General features: G+C 65.6%; 25 protein-coding genes and 1 tRNA gene. 17 read left to right on the top strand and 9 right to left on the bottom strand.

Annotated elements, in window-relative coordinates; all coding sequences use genetic code 11:
• The first annotated feature begins 153 nt into the window (after nt 1–153).
• Both LR393_RS08485 and LR393_RS08480 read left to right on the top strand, forming a co-directional pair.
• Nucleotides 154–477, top strand: coding sequence for a DUF6247 family protein (locus LR393_RS08485; RefSeq protein ID WP_231482941.1), 324 nt, complete (start codon nt 154–156; stop codon nt 475–477).
• A complete protein-coding gene (locus LR393_RS08480; protein WP_231482940.1) occupies nt 478–732 on the top strand; it encodes a hypothetical protein in 255 nt (84 codons plus the stop codon).
• Between the two features lie 74 nt (nt 733–806).
• Here LR393_RS08480 and LR393_RS08475 read toward each other — a convergent pair whose 3' ends face one another.
• The 6 genes from LR393_RS08475 to LR393_RS08455 form a co-directional block, all read right to left on the bottom strand.
• Nucleotides 807–1,364, bottom strand: coding sequence for a Swt1 family HEPN domain-containing protein (locus LR393_RS08475; protein WP_231482939.1), 558 nt, complete (start codon nt 1,362–1,364; stop codon nt 807–809).
• A gap of 29 nt (nt 1,365–1,393) precedes the next feature.
• A complete protein-coding gene (locus LR393_RS08470) occupies nt 1,394–2,059 on the bottom strand; it encodes a DUF5343 domain-containing protein (protein ID WP_231482938.1) in 666 nt (221 codons plus the stop codon).
• Between the two features lie 105 nt (nt 2,060–2,164).
• Nucleotides 2,165–2,863 carry a Crp/Fnr family transcriptional regulator gene (locus LR393_RS36935; RefSeq protein ID WP_407937298.1) on the bottom strand — a complete coding sequence of 233 codons (699 nt, stop codon included), beginning with the start codon at nt 2,861–2,863 and terminating at the stop codon, nt 2,165–2,167.
• Nucleotides 2,864–3,506: 643 nt separating this feature from the next.
• Complete coding sequence (locus LR393_RS08465; protein WP_231482937.1) at nt 3,507–4,853, bottom strand: deoxyguanosinetriphosphate triphosphohydrolase family protein; 1,347 nt, start codon at nt 4,851–4,853, stop codon at nt 3,507–3,509.
• 413 nt (nt 4,854–5,266) lie between these two features.
• On the bottom strand, nt 5,267–6,454 hold the full coding sequence (locus tag LR393_RS08460; protein ID WP_231482936.1) for a hypothetical protein: 1,188 nt from the start codon (nt 6,452–6,454) through the stop codon (nt 5,267–5,269).
• Nucleotides 6,454–7,425, bottom strand: a complete 972-nt coding sequence (locus LR393_RS08455; protein WP_231482935.1) for a hypothetical protein — start codon at nt 7,423–7,425, stop codon at nt 6,454–6,456. Before LR393_RS08455 ends, LR393_RS08460 begins: the two co-directional genes overlap by 1 nt.
• Before the next feature lie 719 nt (nt 7,426–8,144).
• On the opposite strand from LR393_RS08455, the gene LR393_RS08450 reads away from it, so the two are divergent.
• Entirely contained in the window at nt 8,145–8,450 is a 306-nt protein-coding gene (locus LR393_RS08450) for a hypothetical protein (protein WP_231482934.1), read from the top strand.
• On the opposite strand, the gene LR393_RS08445 is transcribed toward LR393_RS08450, so the two are convergent.
• Nucleotides 8,416–8,859, bottom strand: a complete 444-nt coding sequence (locus LR393_RS08445; protein ID WP_231482933.1) for a helix-turn-helix domain-containing protein — start codon at nt 8,857–8,859, stop codon at nt 8,416–8,418. The genes LR393_RS08450 and LR393_RS08445 overlap by 35 nt on opposite strands.
• Nucleotides 8,860–9,148: 289 nt before the next feature.
• On the opposite strand from LR393_RS08445, the gene LR393_RS08440 reads away from it, so the two are divergent.
• From LR393_RS08440 to LR393_RS08405, 8 genes are all read left to right on the top strand, one after another.
• Entirely contained in the window at nt 9,149–9,535 is a 387-nt protein-coding gene (locus LR393_RS08440; protein WP_231482932.1) for a hypothetical protein, read from the top strand.
• 116 nt (nt 9,536–9,651) lie between these two features.
• Nucleotides 9,652–9,852, top strand: a complete 201-nt coding sequence (locus LR393_RS08435; protein WP_231482931.1) for a hypothetical protein — start codon at nt 9,652–9,654, stop codon at nt 9,850–9,852.
• Entirely contained in the window at nt 9,849–10,088 is a 240-nt protein-coding gene (locus LR393_RS08430; protein ID WP_231482930.1) for a hypothetical protein, read from the top strand. Before LR393_RS08435 ends, LR393_RS08430 begins: the two co-directional genes overlap by 4 nt.
• Nucleotides 10,088–11,641 (top strand): FtsK/SpoIIIE domain-containing protein, encoded by a 1,554-nt coding sequence (locus tag LR393_RS08425; RefSeq protein WP_231482929.1) that lies wholly within the window; start codon nt 10,088–10,090, stop codon nt 11,639–11,641. The genes LR393_RS08430 and LR393_RS08425 overlap by 1 nt, the downstream gene beginning before the upstream one ends.
• 29 nt (nt 11,642–11,670) lie before the next feature.
• On the top strand, nt 11,671–12,159 hold the full coding sequence (locus tag LR393_RS08420) for a hypothetical protein (RefSeq protein ID WP_231482928.1): 489 nt from the start codon (nt 11,671–11,673) through the stop codon (nt 12,157–12,159).
• A complete protein-coding gene (locus tag LR393_RS08415) occupies nt 12,156–14,003 on the top strand; it encodes a helitron helicase-like domain-containing protein (RefSeq protein WP_231482927.1) in 1,848 nt (615 codons plus the stop codon). The genes LR393_RS08420 and LR393_RS08415 overlap by 4 nt, the downstream gene beginning before the upstream one ends.
• Nucleotides 14,000–14,203: a helix-turn-helix domain-containing protein gene (locus LR393_RS08410; RefSeq protein ID WP_231482926.1), complete on the top strand. Its 204-nt coding sequence runs from the start codon at nt 14,000–14,002 to the stop codon at nt 14,201–14,203. Before LR393_RS08415 ends, LR393_RS08410 begins: the two co-directional genes overlap by 4 nt.
• Nucleotides 14,203–15,360 carry a tyrosine-type recombinase/integrase gene (locus LR393_RS08405; RefSeq protein ID WP_231482925.1) on the top strand — a complete coding sequence of 386 codons (1,158 nt, stop codon included), beginning with the start codon at nt 14,203–14,205 and terminating at the stop codon, nt 15,358–15,360. Before LR393_RS08410 ends, LR393_RS08405 begins: the two co-directional genes overlap by 1 nt.
• 648 nt (nt 15,361–16,008) lie before the next feature.
• On the opposite strand, the gene LR393_RS08400 is transcribed toward LR393_RS08405, so the two are convergent.
• Nucleotides 16,009–16,081, bottom strand: a tRNA-Lys gene (locus tag LR393_RS08400).
• A gap of 310 nt (nt 16,082–16,391) precedes the next feature.
• On the opposite strand from LR393_RS08400, the gene LR393_RS08395 reads away from it, so the two are divergent.
• The 5 genes from LR393_RS08395 (at nt 16,392) to LR393_RS08375 (ending at nt 22,897) form a co-directional block, all read left to right on the top strand.
• Nucleotides 16,392–17,408, top strand: a complete 1,017-nt coding sequence (locus LR393_RS08395) for a LacI family DNA-binding transcriptional regulator (RefSeq protein ID WP_231482924.1) — start codon at nt 16,392–16,394, stop codon at nt 17,406–17,408.
• A gap of 179 nt (nt 17,409–17,587) precedes the next feature.
• Entirely contained in the window at nt 17,588–19,717 is a 2,130-nt protein-coding gene (locus LR393_RS08390) for a glycoside hydrolase family 36 protein (protein ID WP_231482923.1), read from the top strand.
• Nucleotides 19,718–19,744: 27 nt separating this feature from the next.
• A complete protein-coding gene (locus tag LR393_RS08385; RefSeq protein WP_231482922.1) occupies nt 19,745–21,073 on the top strand; it encodes an ABC transporter substrate-binding protein in 1,329 nt (442 codons plus the stop codon).
• Nucleotides 21,074–21,134: 61 nt separating this feature from the next.
• Nucleotides 21,135–22,064 carry a carbohydrate ABC transporter permease gene (locus LR393_RS08380; RefSeq protein WP_407937302.1) on the top strand — a complete coding sequence of 310 codons (930 nt, stop codon included), beginning with the start codon at nt 21,135–21,137 and terminating at the stop codon, nt 22,062–22,064.
• The gene (locus tag LR393_RS08375; protein ID WP_231482920.1) at nt 22,061–22,897 is read left to right on the top strand and encodes a carbohydrate ABC transporter permease; all 837 of its coding nucleotides are present in this window, start codon (nt 22,061–22,063) and stop codon (nt 22,895–22,897) included. The genes LR393_RS08380 and LR393_RS08375 overlap by 4 nt, the downstream gene beginning before the upstream one ends.
• A 10-nt stretch (nt 22,898–22,907) precedes the next feature.
• On the opposite strand, the gene LR393_RS08370 is transcribed toward LR393_RS08375, so the two are convergent.
• Nucleotides 22,908–24,920, bottom strand: coding sequence for a putative bifunctional diguanylate cyclase/phosphodiesterase (locus LR393_RS08370; RefSeq protein WP_231482919.1), 2,013 nt, complete (start codon nt 24,918–24,920; stop codon nt 22,908–22,910).
• A gap of 230 nt (nt 24,921–25,150) precedes the next feature.
• Between LR393_RS08370 and LR393_RS08365 the strand changes: the two genes are divergently transcribed.
• Nucleotides 25,151–26,968 (top strand): MMPL family transporter (locus LR393_RS08365; protein WP_231482918.1); only part of this gene is annotated, 1,818 nt, incomplete at its 3' end.

Below are 26,968 nucleotides of genomic sequence, written 5' to 3'. Positions count from 1 at the left end.
GGAGAAGCTGTCATCTGCTGGTGTTGTTTGTGGTTATCTGGAGCTGTTACGGGACCCTAAAGTGTCCCGTCCCCGTCCGGCCGGCCGCTTGGGGACTGGTGACGTAGCGTCAACCGGCTTCGCTGGCCTCCGTACCTGTTCTACCGTAGAGGCATGTCTGTGGCTGCTTCGCCGGGCTCCGATCCCGCTGCCCCGCTGAGCGGGAAGCTGGCGCCTCGCTCGATCCGTGGTCGGCTGCTGCCGGAGGATGCCGGCGACTTCGACCGGGAGTATCGGCGGGTGATGGCTGAGGCCACGGAGACGCTGGACCTGAAGCCGGTCCTGGACGCGCTGACGCGGTGGGAGCGGGTGGCGTTCCTGACCGAGCGGGACCCGGAGGCCTACCGGCGGATGCTGCGGACTGCTGAGCGGCTGAACGCTGGTGAGGACGTGGAGACGATCCCGTGGGAACAGGTGAAGCGGGAGCTGGGTCTGTAGGTGTACGCGGTCGAGCTCCTGCCGGAGATGCGGGAGCAACTCGAAGACCTGTCCGTTTCTGCGGTGGCCTCGTTCACCGAAGTCCTTGTGATGCTGGAAGTTGGCCCTTGGAGCGGCGACTCTCTCAATCGAGAACGGCCGGAGAACAACATGAGGTCTGTAGCCTTCGGGCCGGAGCGGCAAGGGCTGGTCGTGTACCTGATCTTGGAGGACCAGCGGCGGGTGATCCCGCTCAGCCTTACCTGGATTGAGTAGTGTCGCCTCGCAGTCGTTGATTCCTCTATGCGCTCGTGGCCGCATTTTGTTGCATTGTATCGATTCGGCTTGGCTTATTCCATTTGGCGGAACCAATCGCGCACCGAGAGATGTAGGCGCACCACTTCGTCTTCTGCGAGAAGCGTGCAGTGGGCGATAGGGCCTCGCAGCGTGTTCAGATTAGCCATGATCCGGGCCACTGCTTTCTCGCTCTTAAAGAGAGCGCCAAAGACGTCCCAGTTTGACGTTATTATCTGCCCCAGCTCTCCAAATGTAGAGAAATCAAGTGGGTCTTCCGATCGAAGCGTTACGCCTGCATCCCCTTCTCGTTTCAAACGATTCTCGCAATCATCCTTGATTCTTTGAGGAACCCTGGACGAGCTACTCCACCACGAGGGACCATCGGCCGCCACTAGTGAATCCGCAACGAGCGTCCGGATTGTTCGCTCAAGGGAATAGAAGACCTCGTAATGGGGTGCCATTTCCCTGGCCTCCGCCCGGAACGCCTGTTCGATCTGCGGGTAGTAGCTTGCCGCCTCGCCTGCAGAGTCCTTTCGGATTCGCCCGAGATCCAAATTGAAAGTCCGTTCAATTCGGTCGAGATCTTCTTCAATGAGCTGCGATGTCATCATGAATATCTTGAGATCTTCGCCCGGAGTTATCACAGGAGGTTCTCGCGCAGGCTCTTGAAGATGGCGTGGAATACCGAGATATCATTCGTTGCAGGGAGATTCAGGTTGATTGTGTACCCCAGTCGGAGGGAGGCTCCTGCGCCCGCGAGCGGAGCGCGCGTCTCAATGGCCTCATAATCGCCGACAACCTCTTCGGAATCTGGTCGAGGGATGGGCGGTAGGACCGTTTCGCCCGCGAAGTCGGCGTAGTCCTTCAATGCGTTGAAAGACTGGACCATGGCTGGCACAAGCTTCGAGTCCTCCTCCAATCCTGTAACTTGAAGAATCAAACCTTTCAAGTCCTTGTCGCTGGCGTCATGAATGTACTCGTTAGCCACATATAGTTCCGAGTAGGCATTCCTTAAAGCCTGGGCGCTTGCGGCGCCTCTAAGAGAAGGGTTTCGAAACTGCTTGTACAGGTCGGATGGTGTTCCGTCTGACGACAGGAAGCCAGCTCTCTTCAGGAACTTGATTACTGGACGGGCGCCTCCGCCTGGCATGTCTAGGGTAGTTGCGAGAAAGTCTTGCGTAAATTTCGGTGGCACAGTCGCTTTCGCGATTCGTTCCAATGCCTTCTTGATGTTGCCGTACGCCTGTAGGTACGGCACTTTGCTGCTCGCATCGTCTGCCACGACGAGACTCCCCTGTCTACTCATGCGAATAATCCTGTGCCCGGCGAGCCGCATGCCCGACCTCGCCGCTATGGCAAGTGTTGCGACCCAACGACTGACGAACTCCCGGATTTCCGGGAGAACTGGCCCCTATCTGGCTCGTTCTGACAACCAGCGGCGCAGCCCTGCTACGTCAGTCACGACGAAGAGACGTCGTGCAGTCACAACCAGGCCAGCACGGCGGAGGATAGTTAGGACATCATCAACTGACTTCTCCGACGCAGCAACAACCTGAGATAACTCCCGGCGACTCGTCCTAAGCTGGATTCTTATGCCCTCTTGGGTCTCAACCCCGTATTGCGCTGCCCACTGAAGGAGGGTCGAAGCAGTCCGATACGGGACATCTTGCGAAACATAAGACAAGCGTTGAATGTCGGACTGATATAGACGCCGGCCTACCACAGCGAGCATTGCTATTAGCATTTCCGGATTAGCGAGAGCGGATTGCCGGAATTTTGGAGCGGGTATTTTGAGCAGCGTGCCGCCCTCGTGGCCCACAATGTTTCCTGTCCGAGGGGTTCCACTGAGGGCTGAGTTCTCCCCGAGTAGCTCACCAGCCGAGCGAAACCCAAGAATGACTTCGTGGCCCCCGGACGACAAAGAGGTGATCCGCACGATGCCCGAGATTAGTAGAAAGACTACGTCGGGCGGTGAGCTTTGGTGGGAAATGATTTCCCGAGGCTGGAAGCTTATCTGCCGCCCCAGAGACAAGACTAAGTCTTTGATGGCTGGTGGTAGACGGTAGAGGAACGAGAGGTCATTCTCGCTCTGGGAGTCTCGGTCGGACACTCGGCTATCGGATCATAGACCTGTCGAAGCTGTCGTCAGTGACAGACCGGGTAATCGGAGTATTCGAGGCAACACGAATAACTTTCGGTACCTAAATTAACTTAGAGAACAAACTGCGCGTGGCGGCTAGCATCTTAGGCCGAAGTTAGCTATGCCAGCCTGCGCGGGCCGTATGAGGCAAACAGGCCGAGTGGCGTTACCGTCGAGCGAACTTGTTGTGGCCTGTGACGACAATCAGGTCTTCTGAGAGCAGTTCGTTGTAGGCTCGGCTGATTGCGCTCACTGGAAATTTGCTTTCCATGGCAGCTAGAACGCCCGCTATCGGCGCGTCTGCGGAGGTCGCTGCGATCTGGAGCAGAGCCACGCGAGCTGCTTCTACATTTCTTGCGAATTCATCCTCAATGCTACGAACGGCTTGAGTTGCCCGAGCCATCGCGTCTCCCCGTCCCTCGCACTCATCTCGTCGGCATACGCCTTCCAGTGGGTATCGTCCGCTGAGCGCCAGAGCTTGAGCCATGGGCGGAGGCTACCCACTCGCGCCCCCAAACAACAAAAATCGGCGGCCAAAAGGTGTAAATCGCTGTATTTCCGAATCGTCGCGCATCCACGTTTTGCGAAGCTCTGAACGCTAAACGCGGGCGGGTTAGTAGCTTACCCAAGGAGCCATGGCGGACTGCCGCCCGCGCCCAAGCAGTCGCTCCGCCAAACTGGATGCTTGAACTTCCGTCAATGACGAGACGTAATCCACAACTGCGCGCACAGCGCGATTCCTCTGGGGCATCCAGTGAGCCTGCGAGTCTTCTTCCGCTATCGTCACTAGACGACGCAGGTTCGCTGGCCAGCGCATCTTCCCCTCTACGTCATCGTAGGTAGCCAACACCCATCGAATCAACGTGTTGGTCAACTCGCGGACTAACACCACCTGGCCTTCTTGGATAGTCGCAAGCTGAGGATCATGGATGATGTACCTCCATGTAAGCTGCTTTAACAATTCTACCTCTATGCGTGCGGAGGTTGGAACATGTATTGGATCCTTTAGCGAAATGAACTCGATGCATTCTACGTACTTGTTGATCAGGTTGCTGCAGGCCTGTCGTAAGTGGGCTATATCGGGAGCGGTAGTGTTGGGCATGGCAAAATCCGAGAATGCAATTCTTAATTGAGCCCGAATGTCTTGTCCAATATTCGTCCAATCTGGCGCGGATTGGCCCGAGATAGCAATTATTTTATGGACTTTATCTTGCACTCGCCCTAAAGCGTATTCGTAGAATCTCGCCCACTCTAGTGACTCGCTTCCTGGCTGTTCACCAACTCCTGAGCCGCTAATAAGGAGCGAAGTCAGTGGAACTTTTCTGGCGCGGATGAAGTCTTCAAGATCGTGAACGGCATAGGTGATGTCGTCCGCCCAATCCATGATGGAGGCCTCCAGGCTTTGGGCGCCACTCGAGGAGCAGAACTGTTGAAATGTATCTCTTTCGGTCACGTAAGCGTTCCACTTGCTGGCACCTTGATGCTCACCTACGCGAAGCCAGGGGTACTTGACTACTCCCCTCAAGGTGATTGGTGATGTGACAAGTCCAGGGGTCGAGGGCTTCCGCTGGGCAATCTTGACTAGAATCCTAAATGTCTGTGCATTTCCTTCGAAGCCGTCCAGTCCCCATTTGCGGCAGATCTTGTCCAGTTCATGTTCCGCTATATGGCCGAACGGTGGGTGCCCTAGGTCGTGGGCTAGGGCGGCCGCCTCTACCCCAGCGACGTCGATCCGCCTAGTTGCGGGCCTGCGGGGCAAGTGGTTAGCGTTGATACTCTCGGCGATTCGACGAGCTAATTGCTGGACCTTTAAAGTATGGGTAAGCCTATTGTGGAATAAGGGCATTTCGTCAGCTGCAAAGACTTGCGTGACACCAGCAAGGCGGCGAAGCTCGTCCGAATACATTATTCGGTCGCAGTCTTTTTCGCAGGCGCTGCGCTTGTCTTGTGTGCGGCTCATGAGGGTTGCCTCCTCGAGGGACCCGACAGCAGTCGGACTGCCTCCAACTGAACTCGGTCGGGGGAGGCGGTGGCTTGAGGCATACCAGCGGTCCGCAACATCTTGATCCAGAAGAGAGTTTTTCGGCAGTGCACGACCTTGGCTGGTGTCGCCCTGCCGGGTGGCCCGTCGGGTCGGTGCCGTAGGTGCCGCATGCCCGGCGGGGCATCCCGGCCTGACTCTCACCGGGCCGGGTCGAGCTGCGCCGGTCTCTCGCGTTGGTGATCGCTCGTGTGTTCGGCAACAGCTCGCTGAGTGCTACCTGGGGGGATGAAGACCTGAGGCTCCGCCGGTCGTTCGGCAATTGCGGCCTAAGACAAAGACTGAGGTCAGAGGCGCCTCGTGAGTGCCCGTGACCTCTGTTGCCGCGTGGTTCAGGCTGTGCGGAGCACGATGGGGGCTCCGTCGCCGCCGAAGGTGGGACCGGCCGGCCAGAGTTCGGCAAGCTCGGTCGGGGTGAGCGGCTGGTGGTAGCACGCGGTGAGGACGGCCTTGATCGTCTCAGCGTCGGCCTGTTCCCCGAGCTGCATGAACCAGTCGGTACCGGCGGTGTACGACCACAAGTAGGACCGCAACAGCGGCTCGGTGCCCCGGTCGGAGAGCAGGTTGCCGATCTGGTCAAGGCTGAGCCAGGGGGCACGAATTAGGACGTGGTCGGCGATGGCCCGGAGAGGGTGGCCAGCGTTGATGGCGCGGTGGACTTCTCCGCGCACGAGGTGCATGTAGTGGTTGAGCTTGGCTTTCGCCATGAGCGGCTGGTTATGCGGCTCGGTGTAGATCGGCCACGCCGTCGCCAGACCCTCCAGCAACGGCTGGTAGGGCAGGTGGGTGGTAAGGGTGCGGACCCAGTCGACGTCTTCGGTCTCGGCGGTCTGGGTGAAGCTGGAGCACTGGAGGGCGTGGCCGAGGAGTTCGTGCTGGGCGAAGAACCGTAGGCCGTCCTCGGTGAAGACGGCGTTGCGCTGGTTGAACCGTAGGCGGGAGGTGTGGCCGGCGCCGTTGACCCAGAAGGCCCAGTAGTCATCGATGTCGACGACCTGGACGTTGGCCGTGTAGGTGGCGGTGGTGCCGGTCAGCGCCCGGACGGCGGGTTCGGCCTCGTCGGCTAGAAGTTTGACCTGCACAGCGGCGCGTTCCAGGGTCATGGGGGTTTCGAGCTGGAACACCTCGTCGGCCAGCCTCGGGCCCCAGGTCACGCCGAGATCGGCGTAAGCCTTCCGGGCCTTGTCACCCAGGTCGACGATGTAGTCCTCAGACCAGCCGGCGGTTCCGCACCCTTGGGTGGCGCGCATGTACGCGTCCAGCTCAGGGCGCTCTCCGAGCACGCACGCCAAATAGGCAAGGTGCGCGCCGGTGGTCTGCTCGACCTTGGTCTCCCCGTCGGCCTGAGCCTGAGCGTGGAGGGCGGTGAGCTGGTCGTAGACGTCGATGCGGCTGCTGGCCGGGGTGATGGGGGCGTCGGTGGGGGCGCAGTCGTAGTCGATGACCTGCCGGCCGCCGCGTGATTCCTCGTAGGCGCCCCAGGAGCGGGCGAGGGCTTCGACCTGGTCACGCAGTCGCATCAGGCAACGTCCCATCGCACGGTGACGCTCTGGTTGGACCGCAGGTTGCGGCGGTTCAGGTCGATCACGATCCCGGTCCCATCGTTCGGCAAAGACAAGCTCTCCATCGCGGTCAGCTCCGAGCCGTCGAGGCGATCCTCAACCGCCGAGCAACCGCTCAGAGCGTCCACCCCTTGCAGGCGGATCCGCAAATGGATGTGCTCGGTGGGAAGGAAAACCGTGTGACGCCAGTACAACTCGTCCATGAACCGGCCACCCTTGCAGGAGTAGCCGATCACCGCAGTCTCGCCGGGGTTGATGGCGGGGAAGATCTGGCAGGCGAACTTGAGCTGGACGCCGACGTCGTGGATGGGCTTGATGAACACGTTCCGGTCCGATGAGGGCAGCGCGGTGACCTTCAGGGCATTGGTGACGTGCTTGAACCAGAACTGACGCACCAGCGCCGTGACCGGCGTATCGCCTCGGTTCTCGACGTGGTGCTCACAACTGACGGTCACGCTGCCGTCCGGCTCGATGTCCAGGAACGCCTCAAGACGGGTATCAACCAGTTCACCGGTAGCCCAGAGGCCGGACGGGGAGGGGCCGGGCGGCAGGAGTGAGCTGGTCTGCGCGGAGACACCGGCGCCGACAGCGGCGGCGTGCGCCGGGACGGCGGTCAGCGTGCGGTGCTGGTCCTGCTCTTCCCAGTGCCGGGGGATGAGGCCGAAGAAGCTGCCGGGGATGTGGATGCCGTCGCTGATGTGCTCGATGACGTCGATGGTCTGCACCCGATCCAGGTTTCGGATCAGCCTGCTGACCCGAGACTGGGTGAACCCCTCGATCGGGGCCGCGATCTTGTCCTGGCTGACGCCGTCCCACTGCTGGAGGAGGCGGAAGACCTTGCCGACATCGCGGGACCGGCATGCGGCCTGAAAGTCCTCGCGGGCAAGGAGGAGCTCGGAAACGGTGTAGGAGCCCTCGATCTCTGCCACTGGTGCTGCCCTCCTGCCAGAGCCGACTGCTGCTTCGTTGCGAACGGTAGCCGGTAGGTTACTGTGCCCAAGTCAACCCTGTATGGCCGGGTTGTCGTTTTTCAAGCGCTCGCGCGCCGGGCAAGCGTTCGGCAACCGCCGACGTCCCTCGCCCGAAGTGGGGATTTCAGGTCGAGCCGGTATAGGCAGTGACCGCGTTTCGCCAGGTGACGCAGCGGATCAGGGTTGTCGTACCGGCCTTTCCCGGGTCGACTCACCCGTCCCCGGGAGAGGCCGGCTCCAAGGCCAGACGACTGGCCGGGTGACGAGATGTGGCGGAAGGGCTCATGACTACCCTGTGCGGATCCTGTGACGACGAACCTGGCCGCAGTGGCCGGCGGGTGCTCAGCGACCAGCAGAGGACGCGTGACGGCCGGGCTTTGAAGCCTCGCTCGGCCCCGCTGGGCCGATTGGCTCGGCTGCGGCAGAGCTGGCCTAGTCCGCAGGTGCGTCGGGTGGTGATTCCCCGGCAGCGGAAGGCTCCCGGCCGCTGAGCGGCCTGGGGCGGCGCCTGTCCCTTCCCGGCATCCCTCCGCTGAGGTTGTGGAAGGCGCCGGGGTGCGTGTCGGTCCGGGCGCGATGACCGGCACGCACCCAATCAAGACTGCCCGCGCGTGCCCTCGACGGGGAAGGGCACGCGCGGGCTTCTTCATGCCAGAACACTTCTCGGGGGAGCCACCATGGACGGCGAACACCTGGCAGAACTGCTGAGCGCTCACGACATCGACGTACGGCGCGTTCTGGAGCTGCCCCGAGCGGCCGGTCACGTCCCGGCCTGGGCCCTCTTCCTCGACCCGACCCGCAACCAGCGCATTCCCGCACGTGCCTGCCTGCGGACACTCCCGGGCGTCGCATCGGTGACGTTCTCCAACGTCAGCCCGTGGGTGCTGTTCGTAACTGCCGGCTCCCGGTCCATCAAGCATCCTCGGCACCGGCAGGCACCGCCGACGATCAGCGTTCCGGTTGTTGCTCCTGGCCGGAAATAACTGCCCGAAAGTCTTTCTCGATCCCGGTGAGCCGGTCGGTGAGCTGGCGGACGTGGTCCTCGATACGCTCCAGGACTGCCATAACCGCTACATCGGCCACGCTCGCTGAAGCCGGATGGGGCTGCGGAGTAACAAGAATCCCGATCAGGTGATCGGCCGGCCAGTCCAGAGCGCGGCAGATGGCTTCCAGGGTCTTGTTCTGCACCCGGCGGCTGGCGCCGTGCTGGAGCATCCGTAGCGTCGATACCGACACCCCCGACAGCCGGGCCAGCTCCTGCTGCCCGATCCGGCGGGCTGCCATCCGCTCGTTCAGCGCCGCAGCAACCGCCGGCCAGTCCTCCCCGTCTACCTGGCCGCGTGCCGTATACACGGCGCCCGAACGCTCGCGCTCGCCTTCCCGATCAGCCATGCCCTGAATAGTAACGGCCAAAAACCGGCATTCCTCGACCCCCGGAACTGATTTTCCAGCTCCATGCAGACCCTGCATATCCGGGCGCCGGTAAAGCATGTCGGGGCTGCATGGAAAATGCATACTCGACCTGGTAGCGCCTGCATAACTGTTGAAGCGCGGTTGCCAAGCGGTTCACGATGTTCTCGCAGCTCAGAGGAAAGCTGAAACCGCAGGGAAAGCATTTCTTTCGCTCGCTGGGAGCGGCCGGAATGCAGGCGGTTGAATATCGAGATCTGGAGACGCTGAAATGGCTGTTGAGGGCCGCATCAATGTTCGTCACGAGGACGTTTTCACGCAGCCGATCCTGGTTCTTTCGGTGGACCCGGTGGAGGACTTCGACAAGAAGCGGGCGGGGAATGTCGACCCGCAGGATCTGGACAAACAGACCGGGATGCGTTTGTGGTCGGTGTCCGTCCTGGACCCCACGGCCGGGCAGGGCCGGCGCGAGATCAAGGTGAAGATCGCCGCCGACGTCTCCCCGGTCCCGCCGTCCGGGCTGATGGCTCCGGCGGAGTTCGACGGGTTGCAGGTGATCCCGTACCTGGACTCCAACCGGGCCAAGCCGCGGGTCGCGATCGCTTACCGGGCCGCTGGTTTCAAAGCTCCGGCGCGGGCTGCACGTCAGGCCTCGTAACCGGCCTCTTGCTCAAACACATCGGGGGTGCCCTCGGCTCGGCTGGACCCCGGGCCGAGGGCCGCACCCCGACACCAACTACCCCTGATCGCTGAACCGTGAGAGTGAGGCCGAAAGTGCGTTCCCACCGTAGCAACACCTCCCGGCGCTGGCCGTCGTGCAAGCCGTGCCGCACCTGCACCGAGATACACCCGGTCGGTGCCCTGTTGTTCGGGCAGTGCCCGGACTGCGCTCACCTGGTCGCCCTGCCCCTGCGGGGTGAGGGTGGCCGGTTCATCTCGCTGCGCCCGATGGCGGGCCTGGACGGTGACCTGTGAGCGGGTACGACTGCGGCGCCGTCGCCGAGCACAAGCGACACATGGCCGACCTGTTCTCGACCTGCCACGCGATCGGCCGACTGGAGTTCCTCATCGACGTCAGCGGTGACTCCGCCGATCAGCGGCTCGCCCGGGTCGCTGAGATTGTCGCCGACCTGCGCCGCGACCTCGGAATGTCCGCAAACCCTCTCTCCGCCAACCGCAATGCCACCTCCACGGATGGGAGCACCCTCTGATGCTGGTCAACGGAACCCGCGTGGAAGACTTGGCCGGCACTGGCCTGACCACCAAACAGCGCTACGTCATCCCGCTGTGGGTCACCATCCCCCTGTTCCTCCTCAAGCACGCATCCCGGGCGGCCGGGTGGCTGATCCGGCAGGCCCGCGTGTATTGGGGCCTGTCCGTCCCGGCCCTGGTGCTCCTGATGATCTGGGCCCGGTTCGGCCGTCTGGCAGCGATCACGGCGCTCACCTGGTGGCTGCTGCTCGGCCTGGTCTGGGCTTACCGGTGGCCGGCCTCGTTCAACACGTCCGTGATGCAGCCGTGCCGGGGCGTGTGGCGGTGGTGGACCACCTACCGGCGTCGTTGGCATCCCGCAATGGACGGCACCGGCCTGACCCGCACCACCCCTGATCGTGAGGTGTACGTCCCGGCCGTCACCCGCGTCCGCTCCACCCGCGTGGTCGACACCCTGCACGTGCGACTGCTGCACGGCCAGACCCCGGCGGACGTGGCGGCCCGGGCGGAAGGGCTGCGGCACGTGTACGGCGCGCACCGATGCTCGGTGATCGAGGACGGTCCCGGCCGGGTTCGGGTGTTGTTCTACTCCAAGGATCCCCTGCGGCGGCTCGTCGTCCCGCAGGTTCCGGCCGCTGCGCCAGTTCTGAATGGCCTACCGGTGGCGCTCGTGGAGGACGGGGAACTCTTCCTGCTGTGCGTGAAGGGCCGGCATGTCCTGATCGCTGGTGCTTCGGGGGCGGGGAAGGGCTCGGTGATCTGGTCGACCGTCCTGGCCCTGGCCCCTGCCGTGGCGGCGGGAACCGTCCGGCTGCGCGGGGTAGATCCGAAGGGCGGGATGGAGCTGTACCCGGGGCGGGCGTTGTTCGCCGAGTACGCCGATGAGGACCTGGGCGACATGGTCGCGCTGCTGGAGCGGGCGGTAGCGGACATGAACAACCGCAAACGCCGGTTGAAAGCTGCTGGTGTGCGGGTTTTCACGCCTTCGGTGGAGGATCCGCTGGAGGTGATCCTGGTCGATGAGTTGGCGTTCCTGACCGCCTACGCCCCGAAAGACGTCAAGCTGAAAGTTGCTGCTGCCTTACAGGTTCTGCTGTCCCAAGGGCGCGCGGTCGGGTTCACGGTGATCGCGGCGTTGCAGGACCCGCGCAAGGAGGTGCTCCCGTTCCGGGACCTGTTCACGTACCGGATCGCCCTGCGGTTGGCAGAGGACTCGCACGTGGACATGGTCCTCGGGGACGGGGCCCTAGACCGGGGCGCGGCCTGCCACCTCATCCCGGCGAGTCTGCCCGGCATCGGCTACGTGCACGTTGAGGGCGCTCACGAACCGGTCCGGGTTCGGTTCGCTTACCTGTCCGATGACGACATCGTCGACATGGCCTCGCAGTGGCCGGCCCCGGAAAACCGCGATTGGGCCCCTACCCCTACCCGGGACGCTGACGCGCCGGTGCGGGTCGAGCTGCCGGACACCGGTGAGGACGCCGGGCCGCTTGGGCTGGGCGAGTCGTGCCCGTTCCGCTTCTGGACCCGCCGGGAAGGGGACGACGCGTAAGCGAGAACCCGGCCACCCCAGGAACGGCCATGCCGGAACCCGGCCCGGACCAGAACCCGACCGGGCAGACCATGCCCGCGCCCGCCTGGTGGTCCCGTCTCCACAGCCCCGCCGAATCCAGCCACGCCGAAACCGCCGGCATGGCCGAAGAACCCGACACTGCGGACAGTCCCGAAGACCCGACCGCCCCGGCTACCGAACCGGACAGCACCGCGGACAGCGGCCCGGTCACCTTCCCGGACATCGTTCCGGTCACGTGGCCGACCGACTGGAGCGTGATCCATCCGGTCGGCTCGATCGTCACCGATGTAGGCGTCACGTTCTCCCTTGCCCCGGAGAGTCTGACCGATCGTCCGCTGATGGTGCGGTGCACGTCCTGTGACTGGGACGCCACCGCGCCCTACCCGCAAGCCGTCGACCTGGTCCGCGTCCACGCGCTCCGGCACATCGCCGACCCGCGTCCCCGGATCGAGCACCTTCCGTCCTGGCTACCCTGGCTGAAAGGACACCGCCGATGACCACCCTGCCCAACCAGCACCACCGGGCCGATACCACCCCGATGGCCTCGGTCGAACCGCAGCGGATAGAGCGACAGACTTCTAATCTGTCGGTCGCAGGATCAAATCCTGCCGCGAACGCCCTGAACAACCCGATGCAGCCGCTCGGGGCGTCCATCGGCAACCTGACCCGCAACAGCCGCGCCGAACGCGCCCGCATGCCCGTCGCCCTGCATGTGGCCGAAGACGTCGCCATCACCCACGGCGTCTGCATCCGTCCCATCACCCAGCGGGTCACCGACACCCTGACCGGTGAGGTCACCCTCGTCGACGTCCCGTGCGGCGCAACCCTCGAATCCAAGTGCCCACCCTGCGCGCAACGGGCTCGTCGGCTGCGGATGCACCAGTGCCGGGCGGGATGGCACGCCGAGACCGACCCGATCCCGGACGAGGATCCCTCGACCGACCCGCAGCGTGACCTGGTCGCCGTCCGGGCAGACGTCACGGCGGCCCGGGATGAGTTCATCGCCCTGGGCGACCACGAGGCAGCAGAAGCGGCGGCCGAGAGCCTGGACGCCATTGACGCCGAACTGGCCGAACTGGGCATGCGCGGGCACCTCGAACCGCAGAAGCCTGAGACTGCCCGGCGGAAGCGCTCGACCCGTCGGCGCCAGGACGCCCCGAACCTGCCTCGCCGCGCCATGGCGAAAACCACTGTGGGGCAAACCTTCACCGGGAATGGCGGGAAGGTCTACCGGCCCTCGATGTTCGTCACGGTCACCCTGCCCGGGTACGGGCGCGTCGACCAGAACGGGACCCCGGTCGATCCGGGGCGGTACGACTACCGACGCGCGGCGCGGGATGCGATCCACTTCCCGAGGCTGATGGATCGCCTCGTGCAGAACCTGCGCCGGGTCGCGGGCTACGAGGTGCAGTACTTCGCCACGGTCGAACCTCAGCGGCGCCTGGCTCCGCACGCGCACATCGCGATCCGGGGCACGATTCCCCGGGCCCTGGTCCGTCAGGTGATCGCCGCGACCTACCACCAAGTGTGGTGGCCGACCGCCGAAACCCCCTTGTACGTGCGGGAAGACGAAATCCCGTTCTGGGACGAAGAAGCCGACCAAACCGACGCGGCCGGCAACCCGGTCGGGGACAGTGTCGGATACCTCGACCCCACCACCGCGGCCGTCCTGCCGACCTGGGAGGAAGCACTGGACGACCTCGACGAGATCGAGGGCCTGAAGCCACAGCACGTGGTCCGGTTCGGCATCCAGTCCGACATTCAAGGCCTGCTCTCCGGCTCGCCGGACGCTGACCGGCGGATCGGTTACCTGGCGAAGTACCTCACCAAAGCCATGGGCGCAGCCCACGGTGAAGCCACCGACGCCGCCGTCACGGCGCACGTTGACCGGTTCGTGTCCGCGCTGAAGTACGAACCGTGCTCCCCGGGCTGCGCGAACTGGCTCCGCTACGGAGTCCAGCCGAAGAACGCCCGGCCCGGGATGGTCCCCGGCTCGTGCAAGGCGAAGGCTCACCGGCGCGAGCACCTCGGCTACGGCGGCCGGCGCGTCCTAGTCTCCCGGAAGTGGTCCGGCAAGACCTTGACCGACCACCGTCATGAACGCCGCGCGTTCGTCTTGGCCCTGCTCGGCGTCGACCCCGACGAAGCCACCGGCGGCGACAAGACCAGCGACCGCTACGTCTGGGAACCGGTCAACCCGAACGAGCTGCCACCGTTGTCGACCCGGCTCCTGCACGCGATCAGCCAACGTCAAACCTGGCGCTCGGCCTACGAAGCCGCAAAAGACGGTGAGCCACCAAAACCCAACGACCGCAGACAGACCATGGAAGGTGCGGCATGAACACCAATCAGCCTCGTCGGATCGCTCCGCTGTGGAGCGTCGCGGACGTGTCCGAGTACCTCCAAGTTCCGGTGCAGACCCTCTACACCTGGCGGTCGCAGGGCGGCGGGCCGCCGGCGCGGAAGATCGGCAAGTACCTGCGCTACCTGCCCGATGACGTCGTGGCCTGGGTCGAGGGTCTCGGGACGGAGGTCGCCTGATGGCTCGTCCGTCGTTGCCGCTTGGGACTGCGGGCAGCATCAGCGTCCGACAGGAAGGCAAGGTGTGGGTCGCCCGGACCAAATATCGTGACCTGGACGGTGTGGTGCGGAAGGTCAAGCGCACCGGCAAGTCTCAGACGGCAGCCGAACGCGCGCTCAAGGAAGCCTTACGCGACCGAGAAGCCCCGGCGAAGGAATCGGAAGTCACCCCGTCCACGAAGATTTCCAAAGTCGCGGAGCTGTGGCTGGCCGAGTTTGAGGAGGCGATGGATGAGGGCCACCGCAGTCCAGGCACGTTCGACACATACAAGTCCGTCTACCGCAACCACGTTCAGCCTGCGTTGGGTTCGCTGACCGTCCGCGAGGTCACCATCCCGGTGGCCGATCGCGCCCTGTCCACAATCAAGAAGAAGTCGACCAGTCGTGCGCGAACGGCCAAGATCGTGATCTCCGGAATCATGAAGTACGCCGCTCGGCACGGCGCCGTGACGTTCAACCCGGTCCGCGAGGTGGCCCGGATCGACAGCAAGCCGAAGCGGCGTCCTCGGGCGCTGACGGCTCAGGAACGGCAGCAGTGGCTGGAAGCCCTGGAGGCGAGTAAGAAGGCGCGCACATGGGACCTGCCGGACCTCACGCGCATGATGCTGGCTACTGGGTGCCGGATCGGCGAGTGCCTGGCTATCGGATGGTCCGAGGTTGACCTGGAGGACGAGACGGTCGACATTGCCTGGCGGTTGGTCAGGAAGACCGGGACGGGCCTGCTGCGCATGCCCTCGACCAAGACCGGAGAACAAGGGGAACGGCTGATCCCGTTGCCGGCGTGGGCCGTGGTGATGCTGAATGAGCGCCGGAAGCGGATCGGGGATGACGTCGAGCCGATCTTTCCCGACTCGCTCGGTGGGTGGCGGGACCCGTCCAACGTCCGTCGGGTCTGGCGCGAGGTCCGGGACGGCGCCGAGATGACCGGGCTGGTCAGTCACACGCTTCGAAAGACGGTGGCCAGCTTCCTGGACGACGCGGACGTGTCGACCCGGAAGATCAGCGACCAACTCGGGCACTCCAAGGTGAGCATGACGCAGGACCGGTACCTTGGCCGGCGGCTGACGGACCGGCAGACTGCCGATGTTCTGGATTCGATGTTCGGAGACGGAAAATAGCTGTCTAGCAGTCAAGATGGTTCCTGGCTTCGACGTCTTTCGAGCCAACCGAAGACCTTCGCCACGATTGAACCGATCGCGCCCCAGAACGAACGCGTGTAGTGGGCGCCGTCGCGGAGACTGGCGGAGGTCTTCGTGCGTTCCACAAGGAAGCGGCCGAAGCGTAGGTGCTCGCGCCAGCAGTAGACGCAAGCGAGCGCGACCACGAGAACGGTGAATTGCGCGAACGGCATAGCTGCCCCTCATCTCCTGGCTCCCGGCGCGCGAGGAGTTGACGGGTCAGTCAATCCGCGTTGGTGTTTTCAGGAGCGAGATGGGTGCGTGGCTGCTGCAACAACTCACGCATACCGCTGACGAACCGAACTCCGCCGGAGAGTCGGTCCGGTCTGCGGAACCAAGTCGATCCCGGGGCCTCCGCCGGGGGCGTACAGCAGGGGCTCGACGGTTGGTAGGCGCCGAAACCCGCCCGGTTGGTTAGTCCGGGCGGCCCGCGCAAATCAGACATCCTGTGACTGGGTGGAGTCAAATCGCGTGTGCACAGATTGTGTACAGACCGAGGGTGTGGGCGATGTGGAGCGGGAAAGGGGACCGTAAAGTCCCCCCGCATACTTGCAGGCCAGAGCCCTAAGGCTCTGGCCTGCCGTGTTGTGGGCCCCCGGGGGATCGAACCCCGAACCCGCGGATTAAAAGTCCGCTGCTCTGCCGATTGAGCTAGAGGCCCTTGGGACAACACTGACCCGCCCCACAGGTTAGGGCAGGGACGCCCGGTCGGCAGCCGACCGGCGTGCAATCCCACCGACAGATTACCGTGCGGTAGGCCGAACGGTTGGCCTACCCGCCGGTTTGCTGCCAAATCCGAGCCAAAATTACCTTCACCCGTGTCCCTGTCGACAACGGGCAACCACGGGACGACGCAGCGGAGTGCCCCAAGGAGTCAAGTGCCACATCGTGAACGCCGGGGGGCAAGGGGCGTCCGAACGCTCCCGAGTGACCGCTCCCACCACCCGAACCGCTGAGTTAGAGTCGCGCCCGTGGAGAGGCAGAAGCGGCGCCCGGGCATTGCTGACGTCGCCCGTGTCGCCGGTGTCTCCGTCCCGACCGTGTCCCGGGTACTCAACGGCACCGCGCGGGTCAGTGAAAAGCGCCGTGCAGTGGTGCTCGAAGCAGTGAAAACCCTGGGCTACCACCCGAACGCGGCTGCCCTCGCGCTCGTGACGGGGCGTCCTTCGCTGGTCAGCGTGCTCACCAGCGACACCATGCGCTACGGCTACGCCTCGACGATCCAGGGGGTGGAGGAGGCGGCCCGGGCGGCCGGGCGGGTTGCGGCCATCACCGTCGTCGGTTCCTCGTCGGCGCAGGAGCTGCGTCAGGCCGTCGACCTGGCACTGAGCCAGCCGGTGGCCGGGGTGATCATCCTGGAGTTCGACGAGTCCGGGGCCCTGGCGATCCAGCAGATTCCGCGTTCCGTCCCGCTGGCGGTGGTCTCGCCGGCCCCCCACGTCGATGTCCCGCATGTGCTTTTCGACGACCGCAGCGGTGGGGCCGAGGCCACCCGCTACCTCCTGGGCCTGGGGCATCGAACGGTGCATCACGTCTCGGCGCCGTCGACGGGGCACACCAGCGGACGTCTGCTCGGCTGGCAGGACGCGTTGCGTGAGGCGGGGGTCGTGGCCCCCGAGGTGGTGCCGGCCGACTGGAGTCCCGCGTCCGGGTACGAGGCGGGTCTGAGGCTGGCCGGCCAGGACGGCGTCACCGCGGTGTTCTGCGGCAACGACGAGATCGCCTTCGGCGTGATCCGGGCCTTGCAGGCCAGTGGTCTGCGCGTTCCCGAAGACATCAGCGTGGTGGGTTTTGACGACCATCCTCTGGCCCCGCTCTGGACTCCGTCGCTGACGACGATCTCGCAGGACTTCGTCCAGCTCGGGCGCGCGGCGGTCCGGCTCCTGCTGGACACCCAGGAACCGGCGGAGGACGCGGGTCCTCTCGCCGGGGAGGGCCCCGTGCCGCACCTGGTCGTGCGGGAGAGCTCGGCTCCCCCTTCCCGCTGACTTCCCGCTGACTTCTCCCTGAATCTGAGTAATCACCCGCTGACCTGTGATGACGAGCATGGGCCGACTCACGCACGGTTCATGAAAACGTTCATCAAAACTTGCCCGAAGCTCTTGCGCGATCGGCTTGATAGACGTTTTCATAACTGTCGTTGCGCACTTCGACGGCGAAGGAAGCCATGACTGCAAGCACAGTGTTCCTGGACGGTTCCGGTCTGGACGTCGTCCTGGACCTCGCACCGGGGCGCCCCGCCGGCTTCCGGCGGCTCACAGCGGCCGGCTCGACGAGCCCGGCCGACTCCGAGCCCGACCTCCGTCCCCAGCCCCTGGTGGAACTGCTCGTCCTGGGGGAGGGGCGGTCCCTGACCAACACCCGGCTGTCCCACACGGCGGTCGGATCGCGTCTGCGGCCGGTGGGCGAACACCGCACGGACGACGGGGCCTGGCGGCAGTCCCGGATCCATCAGCGTGACGACGTCACTGGTCTGGAGACCGTGACCGTGCTGCGCTGGCTGCCCGACGGTTCCGCCCTGCGCACCTGGAGCGAGGTCATCAACACCTCGGACCGCCCGTACGTACTCCAGGCACTCTCGTCGTTCGCCACCGGAGCGCTGCTGGAGGCGGACGAACGGGTCGAGGATCTGCTCCTGTACCGGGCCCGTTCGGAGTGGTGCGGCGAGAGCCGCTGGATGTCCACCGGCGTGCACAGCCGGGACGGGCTGGCCGACATCGACGTCGAGGTTCACCATCACGAGGGCCGCGGTGTCGTGGCCACCACGAGCCACAGCACCTGGTCCTCCGGCGAGTGGCTGCCCACCGGCCTGCTCGAGAACACCGCCACCGGCCGGGCCTGGGCCTGGCAGGTGGAGCACAACGGCGCCTGGCACTGGGAACTCACCGCTCGCGCCGACGGCACCGGCGCCCTGGCCCTGGTCGTGTCCGGACCCGACGACCTGCACCACGCGTGGACCACGACGCTGGAACCCGGGCAGACCTTCGCCTCGGTCCCGGTCTCGATCGCGGTCAGCCAGGAGGGGTATCAGGGCGCGCTGGCCGAGCTGACGCGCCACCGGCGGGCGCTGATCCGCGTGCAGCCGGGTGATGCCGGCTACCCGCTGATCTTCAACGATTACATGAACACCCTGATGGGCGACCCGACGACGGCCAAGCTGCTGCCGCTGATCGACGCCGCCGCCGAGGCCGGTGCCGAGGTGTTCTGCATCGACGCCGGCTGGTACGACGACGGTGGCGCCTGGTGGGACAGCGTCGGGGAATGGGAACCCTCCACCGCGCGGTTCCCCGACGGCGGGCTCCGGCGGGTACTCGACCGGATCCGCGAACGCGGTATGAAACCAGGACTCTGGCTGGAGCCGGAGGTGATTGGCGTGCGTAGCCCGGCAGCCGCCCGGCTTCCGGACGACGCTTTTCTCCAGCGGCACGGGCAGCGGGTCGTGGAACACGACCGGTACCTGCTGGACCTGAGGCACCCGGCGGCGGTGCAGCATCTTGACACCGTGGTCGACCGGCTGGTGAATGATTATGGTGCGCGGTATTTCAAGCTCGACTACAACGTCACACCCGGGGCCGGCACCGATCTGAACACCTCCAGCGTGGGTGAGGGTCTGCTGGGTCACAACCGGGCCCACCTCGCCTGGCTGGAAAGGGTTCTGGAACGTCACCCCTCAGTGATCTTCGAGAACTGTGCCTCCGGTGCCATGCGGATGGACTACGCGATGATGTCGCTGCTCCAGCTCCAGTCCACCTCGGACCAGCAGGACGCGCGTCTGTACGCGGCCATCGCCGCCGCCGCGCCGGCCTCCCTGGTGCCGGAACAGGCCGGGAACTGGGCTTATCCGCGGGCCGGCGACCCACTCGAAGACACCGCCTTCACCATGGTCAACGGCCTGGTCGGCCGGCTGTACCTGGCCGGGCACCTGGACCGGATGGCTGCCGACGAACTCGCGCTGGTGCACGAGGGAATTGCCGTCCACCGCGTCCTGCGTGACGAACTGCCGCAGACCGTGCCGTTCTGGCCGCTGGGCCTGCCCGGCTGGTTCGACCCGACGGTCGCGCTCGGTCTGCGAGGGGTCAAGTCGGACGTACTCGCCGTCTGGCAGCGCGAGCCCGCGTCGGCGCCCGTCCTCGTGGAACTGTCTCATCTACACGGACGCGACGTGCGGATCGAGACCCTCTACCCCCGCTCCCTCCCCTCCTGGGACGTCTCCTGGGACGCCACCACCGGCGTCCTCACGCTGGTTCCGCTCGCCGCCGGCCCGTCGGCTCGGCTGTTCCGCATCCTGCCCTCCTGAACCCACTGCTCCTGAGAGGAAACCTCAATGAAGAGGACACGCCGATTCGCCTCCCTGATGGCGGTCACCGCGACGGTCGCGTTGCTGGCGACCGGTTGCTCGGCTGCCAACCCGGGAAGTGACGACGACTCGTCCGGCGCGGCCGCGGCCACCTGGCCCGAGCCCACCGCGAGCCTGAAGGGCGTCACGCTCACCTACTGGACGGCGACCCAGACGGCCACCATGGCCGATAAAGTCATCGCCGCCTTCGAGCAGCAGACCGGGGCGAAGATCAACAAGGTCATCATCCCGGACGTGTACGAGACCAACGCCCCGACCAAGCTCGCCACCGGGGCCAAGCCCGACCTGGCCACCTGGCAGCCGACCGGCAGCGAACTGGCCCTGCTGAAGCCGGCGACCGGCCTCCAGAACCTGGACGGCGCACCCTGGCTGGCGAAACAGACCGACGCGGTGCAGAACCTCGGAACGGTCGACGGTAAGCACTACGCCGCCTTCGTGAACGTGCCCTCAACGCTCGGGATCTTCTACAACAAGCAGGTTTTCGCCGACGCCGGAATCACCGCGACGCCGAAGAACCTCGACGAGTTCCTCGCCGACGCGAAGAAGATCAAGGCCAAGGGCGTTGCCCCGATCTTCGGCGCGGCGGGCGACCAGTGGCCGACCCAGTGGTGGCCGCAGGTGCTGCTGGCCGAGGACTCCAAGGCCGGCCTGTGGGACAAGGTGAACAAGAACGAGGACACCTTCGAGGGTTCCGCCATCCTGGGCGCCATCAAGACCTACAAGAGCATGCTCGACGACGGCCTGTTCAACCAGGACAACGCCACGTCCACCTACAACGAGTCCGGCCCGGCGCTGCTCGACGGCAAGGCCGGCATGGTTCTTCAGCTCACCTCGTTCACCTCGCTGCTGCAGTCCACGGCCGACGCCACGACCATCAACGACAAGATCGGCTGGTTCCCGATCTCCAAGAGCGGCAACGTCGCCACCTCGGTGCCCGGCGGGGACAACGCCCTGGTGGCCTTCAAGACCGGTGACTCGGCCAAAGAGGCTGCGGCCCGCCAGTTCCTGAGGTTCTGGCTGGAGACCGACTACCCGACCTACGTGAAGGAGGCCGACGCGGTCTCCCTGGACCCGGCGGTGAAGACGCCCTCCACGGTGCCCCAGGTGGCCGTCGACGCCTCCGACGCCCTGGCTGATGCGGCCGGCTCGATGCAGCAGAACGCCGTGGCCAACCCGGACTTCTACGTGAACCTGGCCAACATGGTCAACGGCAAGGCGACCCCCGAGCAGGTCGCCAAGGTCACCCAGTCCCAGTTCGCCCAGATCGCCAAGGCGCTCGGAACCTCTGGGTTCTGATCACCTCGACGGGCCGGGACGCGCGAGCGCGTCCCGGCCCGGAAGGAGCACCCCCTTGAGCATCGTCACCGCCGAACGGGTGTCCAGCGAGCCACCGGAGACCACGCGCCGGGTGAATCGCGGGCACCGCACCTCGGACTACCCCCTCTGGTTCCTGGCCCCGGCCTTCGCCGTCCTGGGCGTCTTCTTCTTCCTGCCGACGGTTTTCAACTTCGTCTACGCCTTCACCAACTGGTCTTCGTTTCACGACGACATCGCCTTCGCCGGTTTCGACAACTTCCAGTCGCTGTTCTCCGACGGCACGCTGGTGCGGGCGATCCGGATCACGCTCGTCTACGCCGTGCTGGTCGCGATCATGCAGAACCTGTTCGGCCTGGGCCTGGCGCTGCTGCTGGAGCGGGACACCCGGCTGAACCGGGCCCTGCGGGTGGTCTTCTTCATCCCGGTGCTGATGTCGGCACTGGCCGTCGGCTACATCTTCCAGGCGCTGCTGAAGCCGGACGGCGGCCTGAACCAGATGATCGGCGCGCTCACCGGCACGGATGTCTCGATCGCCTGGCTGGGCAGCACGACCTGGACGATCGTGGTCGTCGCCTTCGTCAACTCGTGGAAATGGATGGGGCTGGCCATGGTGATCTACCTGGCCGGGCTGAAGTCCGTTCCGGAAGACCTGATGGAGGCGGCCGTGGTCGACGGCGCGGGTCCCTGGCGGGCCTTCCGCTCGATCCGCCTGCCCCTGCTGGCCCCAGCGATCACCTTCAACGTGGCCACCGCCCTGCTGGGCAGTCTCAACGGCTTCGACAGCATCCAGGCAACCACCCAGGGCGGCCCGGCGCAGACCACCGAGGTCGTCGACATCTTCATCTTCCGGATCTTCGGCTACGGCCTGTTCGCCCAGGCGACCGCGATGAGCCTGGTGCTCTTCCTGCTCGTCACGGTGCTGGCCTTCCCGGTGATCGGGTACCTGCGCCACCGGGAGCGTGTGCTGTGAACCGAGCGACCAACCCGACTGTGCGCTGGGTGCGACCCGTCGCGTCCATCATTCTGGCCGTCGTGGTCATCGGGATCCCGCTCTGGCTGGCGCTGGTCACCTCGGCGAAATCGCAGGGTGAGGCCAATCTGCCCGACCTGTCCCTGCCGGACTCCTGGCACATCGGGGACAATTACCGGCAGGCGTTCGAGCAGGGGCACATGATCAAGGCCCTGGCCGGCAGCCTGCTGGTGATGGTTCCGGCCGTGGTCGGCGTGCTGATCTGCGGATCGCTGGCCAGCTGGGTGCTGGCCCGCCGGGCCGGACGGATGACGTCCTTGCTCTACTCGGCCGGTATCAGCGGCATCGTGCTGCCGCCGGCGGTCGTGACGATTGTGCTCCTGCTGCGCCAGCTCGGTCTGGCCGGTACCGCAGGCGGCATGATCTTCGTCTACATGGGCATGTACATGTCTGTGGTGATCTTCTTCATCACCGGGTTCGTCCGGACCATCCCGATCGATCTGGAAGAAGCGGCGCGGATCGACGGAGCCCGCCCGCTCACGGTTTTCGTCCGGATCATTCTGCCGCTGCTGCGGCCGGTGATCGCCACCGCGACCATTCTGGTCTGCCTGTACGTGTGGAACGACATCTTCTACTCGTTCTTCGTGCTCGGTGGCGGTTCGGTGACGACGCTCCCGCTGAACCTGTATTCGGTTGCCAGCAATAATCTCTACCAGAACAACTGGAACCTGATCTTCGCCTACGTGATCATGATGTCTCTGCCGTTGCTGGTGGTGTTCGCGGTCGCACAGCGGCGGATCATTTCGGGGATCACCGGTGGCGCGGTGAAATAAATTGATCAGCCTAGGATTTCGCCTGCGGCTGGGTGGATGCCGCTCGGGTGCCGGAATGGAGGACGAGGTCCCTCGCCTCAGTGGCCGGCATCGGCCGGGCGAAGTGGTAGCCCTGTCCGCGCCGGCACCCGAGCAGGGTCAGTTCGTTCACCTGGCCCTGGGTCTCGATACCTTCGGCGATCGTGTCGAGGTGCAGGGCCTGGCCGAGGCGGATCACGGCCTCGGCCACCGCCGAACCCTCGGGCTGGCCGTTCAGTTTCGCGACGAAGCTCTGGTCCAGCTTGAGGATGTCGACCGGTAGCTGGTTCAGGTAGCTGATGCTGGAGTAGCCGGTGCCGAAATCGTCGACGGCGATCCGGATCCCGGCGTCCCGCAGCTCCTGCAACTGGCGCAGGGCGGCGGAGCCCTTGACCAGGGCGGTCTCGGTGACCTCAAGCACGAGGCCGGTCGGGGGGTAGCCGGTGCGGGCCGCCACCTCGAGGATCTCCTCGACCAGGTGAGGCCGTTCCAGCTGGCGGGGCGACACGTTGACGCTCACGGAGAGAGCCGGAACCCGTTCGCGCCACTCGCGGACCTGCCGGCAGGCCTGCTCCAGCACACTCATGCCGAGTCCGTGGATCAGGCCGGTCTCCTCGGCGATCGGGATGAACAGGCCGGGGGAGAGCATGCCGCGGGTGGGGTGACGCCAGCGGATCAGGGCCTCCAGACCGACCAGGTCTCCGCTGTTCAGGTCCATGATCGGCTGGTAGTAGGCCTCGATCTGCTCGTCCGCGACGGCCCGGCGCAGGTCTTCGCGCAGTTCCACGAGCTGCTCGTCCGCCTCCAGCCCGCCACCGTCGGCGAAGAGCTGCCAGCTGTGGGTGCCGGCCCGCTTGCTGGCGTACATCGCGAGGTCGGCCTGGTGCAGCACCTCGCGTTCGGCGGTGGAGTCCGAGCCCTGGGGAAAGGCGTGGACGGCGATACCGATGCTGGTCCGGACCTGGACCGCGGTACCCAGGACGACGAGCGGCGGGGTCAGGCCGGCCCGGATCCGCTCGGCGATGACCACCGCCTCGGTGGCGCTCTCCAGACCCTCGATGATCATGGCGAACTCGTCCCCGCCCAGGCGCACCACGGTGTCCGAGCTGCGCACCGACTCACGCAGGACATCGGCGAAGTGCTGGAGCACGTGATCGCCGCCGACGTGCCCGAGCGTATCGTTGATCTGCTTGAACGCGTCCAGGTCGAGCAGCATCACGGCGACCTCCCGGCCGGACTCCGCGGACCGGTCGGCCGCCTGCGGCAGCACCTCGGCCAGCATCAGCCGGTTGGCCAGGCCGGTCAGCGGGTCGGTCCGGTTCAGCGTGCGACTGCGCCGCAGCGCGAGCAGGCCCCGCACCGTGACGCCGAGCAGGGTCAGCGCCATCAGGACCGCCAGCATCGTCAGCGCCACCGTGAGGTCGCGGGACCGGGCGTACGAATGACGGGCGGCGAGCATCTCGGCCTCGGAGTCGGCGTCGATGCTGGCCCGCAGCCGGTTCAGTGCCGCCTGGGCGGTGTGGGTGAGCGGGGCGGTGAGGTATTCACGCAGTTCGAGGAAGGTGTTGGCGTCGCTGGGGACGTCGGAGGCGACCGGCAGCAGCTCACGCTTGAACACGGCCCGGTACTCGTACAGCGCGTTGGCGAAGATGGTCCGGTCGGTGTCCAGCTTCGTGCCGGGAAGGGCCGCGAAGTCCTTCCAGGACGCGTCGATCCGCGCGTTGGCCGCGGCGATACGGCTCAGAACCTGGTCGAGGCCTTCCTGGTCGTCGGCCAGGACCAGGTTGTCGACGTCGTAGAGAACCTGCTCGTAGCCCAGGCTGACCGCGTTCAGCGCCTGACCGGCCAGGTGGTTGTTGCGGTAGATCTCTTCCAGGCGGTCCTGGGTGCGGCCGACCTGTTCCACGGCCATCACACCGAGCACGATCAGCACGGCGCACAGCAGTGTCACGACGGCCGTGAGGTAGCCGGCGACCGGCCGGTTCCTCGACACCCCGAGCGCCACGACCGATACCCCGTCCCTCCGGCGACTGCATTTCATCGACGGTCCGGGAGGGGTTCTTGACCTCGACCGTCGCGATCCCGCCGCCCGTCACGCAGGGGTACAGGGCCTGAGCCGGGCGGGTTCCCCCTCCCCGGTTCCCTCAAGCACGGGTGCCTCACGCTCCGATTCCCCGCAGGAGTGCGTGCCGGCCGAACCCGGTGCCGAATCATCACCACCTGAGAGGTTCTTCCATGGCGTGGCACTTGTTCCGGTTGGGACGCTGGTCGTTCCGTCACCGTCGGATCGTCGCGGGTTTCTGGCTCGCCGTCCTGGTTCTCATGGGCGTGGGATCGGCCACCCTCTCCGGCGCGACGAACGACAACTTCTCCCTGCCCGGGCTGGAGTCGACCGACGCGTTCAGCCTGATCGAGGAACGCAGTCCCGGTGCCTCACCGGACGGTGCCACGGCTCGCCTGGTCTTCGAGGCGCCGGAGGGCCAGACCCTCAAGCAGAACCAGAAGGCGATCACCCAGGCCCTCGCGACGGTGAAGACGGACGACGTGCAGTCGATCGCCGACCCGTTCACCTCCGGCACGGTCTCGGAGAACGGCAAGGTCGGGTACGCCACCGTCACCTACTCCAAGTCGTCCGTCGATCTGACCGACGCGGACAAGGACGCCCTCGAGGCGGGCAAGAGCGCAGCGCAGGACGCCGGTCTGACCACTGCGATCGGTGGAGACGCCCTGGTCGCCGCGGGAGCCGCGCCGACCGCCGAGCTCATCGGTGTCGTAGTCGCTTTCATCGTGCTGATCGTCACCTTCGGTTCGCTGGTCGCGGCCGGGATGCCGCTGATCACGGCGATCGTCGGGGTCGGGATCGGTGCGGCGGGCATCACCACGCTGACCGGATTCGTCGAGCTGAGCTCCACCACCCCGGCGCTGGGCTCGATGCTCGGCCTGGCCGTCGGCATCGACTACGCCCTGTTCATCATGTCCCGCTACCAGCACGAGGTGAAGGCCGGGCGGGACCAGGAGGAAGCGGCCGGGGTCGCGGTCGGAACGGCCGGCTCGGCCGTGGTCTTCGCCGGTCTCACCGTGGTGATCGCCCTGGCCGGCCTGTCGGTCACAGGCATCAGCTTCCTCACCCAGATGGGTATCGCCGGGGCCGCGATGGTCGCCGTCGCCGTGCTCATCGCCCTCACCCTGCTGCCCGCCTTCCTCGGGTTCGCCGGGAAGCGCGTGCTCACGGGCGGCATCAAGGGCCTCAAGCAGAGGGACGCCGAGAGTGACGGAACCGTACGCACCAACGGTTTGCGCTGGGTCGGGGCGGTCAGCCGGCACAAGGTGATCGCCCTGATCGGCGGCGTCGCCCTGGCCGCCGTCATCTCGATCCCGGTGACCAAGATGGAACTGGCGATCCCGGACGACGCCACTGCCCCCTCCGGCAGCGACACCAACATCGCCTACAACCTGATCGCCGACAATTTCGGCGCCGGCGCCAATGGCCCCCTGGTCGTGGTGGTCGACACGATCGACGCCACCGATCCCGTCGCCGCGGTGAACACGGTGGTGACGAAGCTCCAGGCCATCGACACCGACGTGGCCGCGGTGGTGCCGCCGGTGACCGGTGACACCGCCGAGGCGCAGGCCGCTTTCGAGCAGCAGCTCCAGGCCGTGCACTTCGCCACCGTCACGGTGATCCCGAAGAGCGGACCGGCCGACGCCTCCACCAAGGACCTGGTGCAGACCATCCGGGACGACCTGGCCTCGCTGCCGGGCGACACCGGCGCGAAGGCCATGGTCACCGGCCAGACCGCCGTCGGCGTGGACATCTCGCAGAAGCTGACCGACGTGTTCCCGCTCTACCTGATCGTGGTGGTGGGCCTGGCCTTCCTCCTGCTGATCCTGGTGTTCCGCTCGATCCTGGTACCGCTCAAGGCCGCCCTGGGCTTCCTGCTCTCGGTCGGGGTCGCGCTGGGTTCCACAGTGGCGGTGTTCCAGTGGGGCTGGCTGAACAACCTGATCGGCCTGGACGTCACCACCCCGGTCGTGTTCATCCTGCCGCTACTG

The sequence above is a fragment of the Kineosporia mesophila genome (assembly GCF_021129235.1).
GTDB classification, from domain to species: Bacteria; Actinomycetota; Actinomycetes; order Actinomycetales; family Kineosporiaceae; genus Kineosporia; species Kineosporia mesophila.
This window is presented reverse-complemented; position numbering and strand designations above follow the sequence as displayed.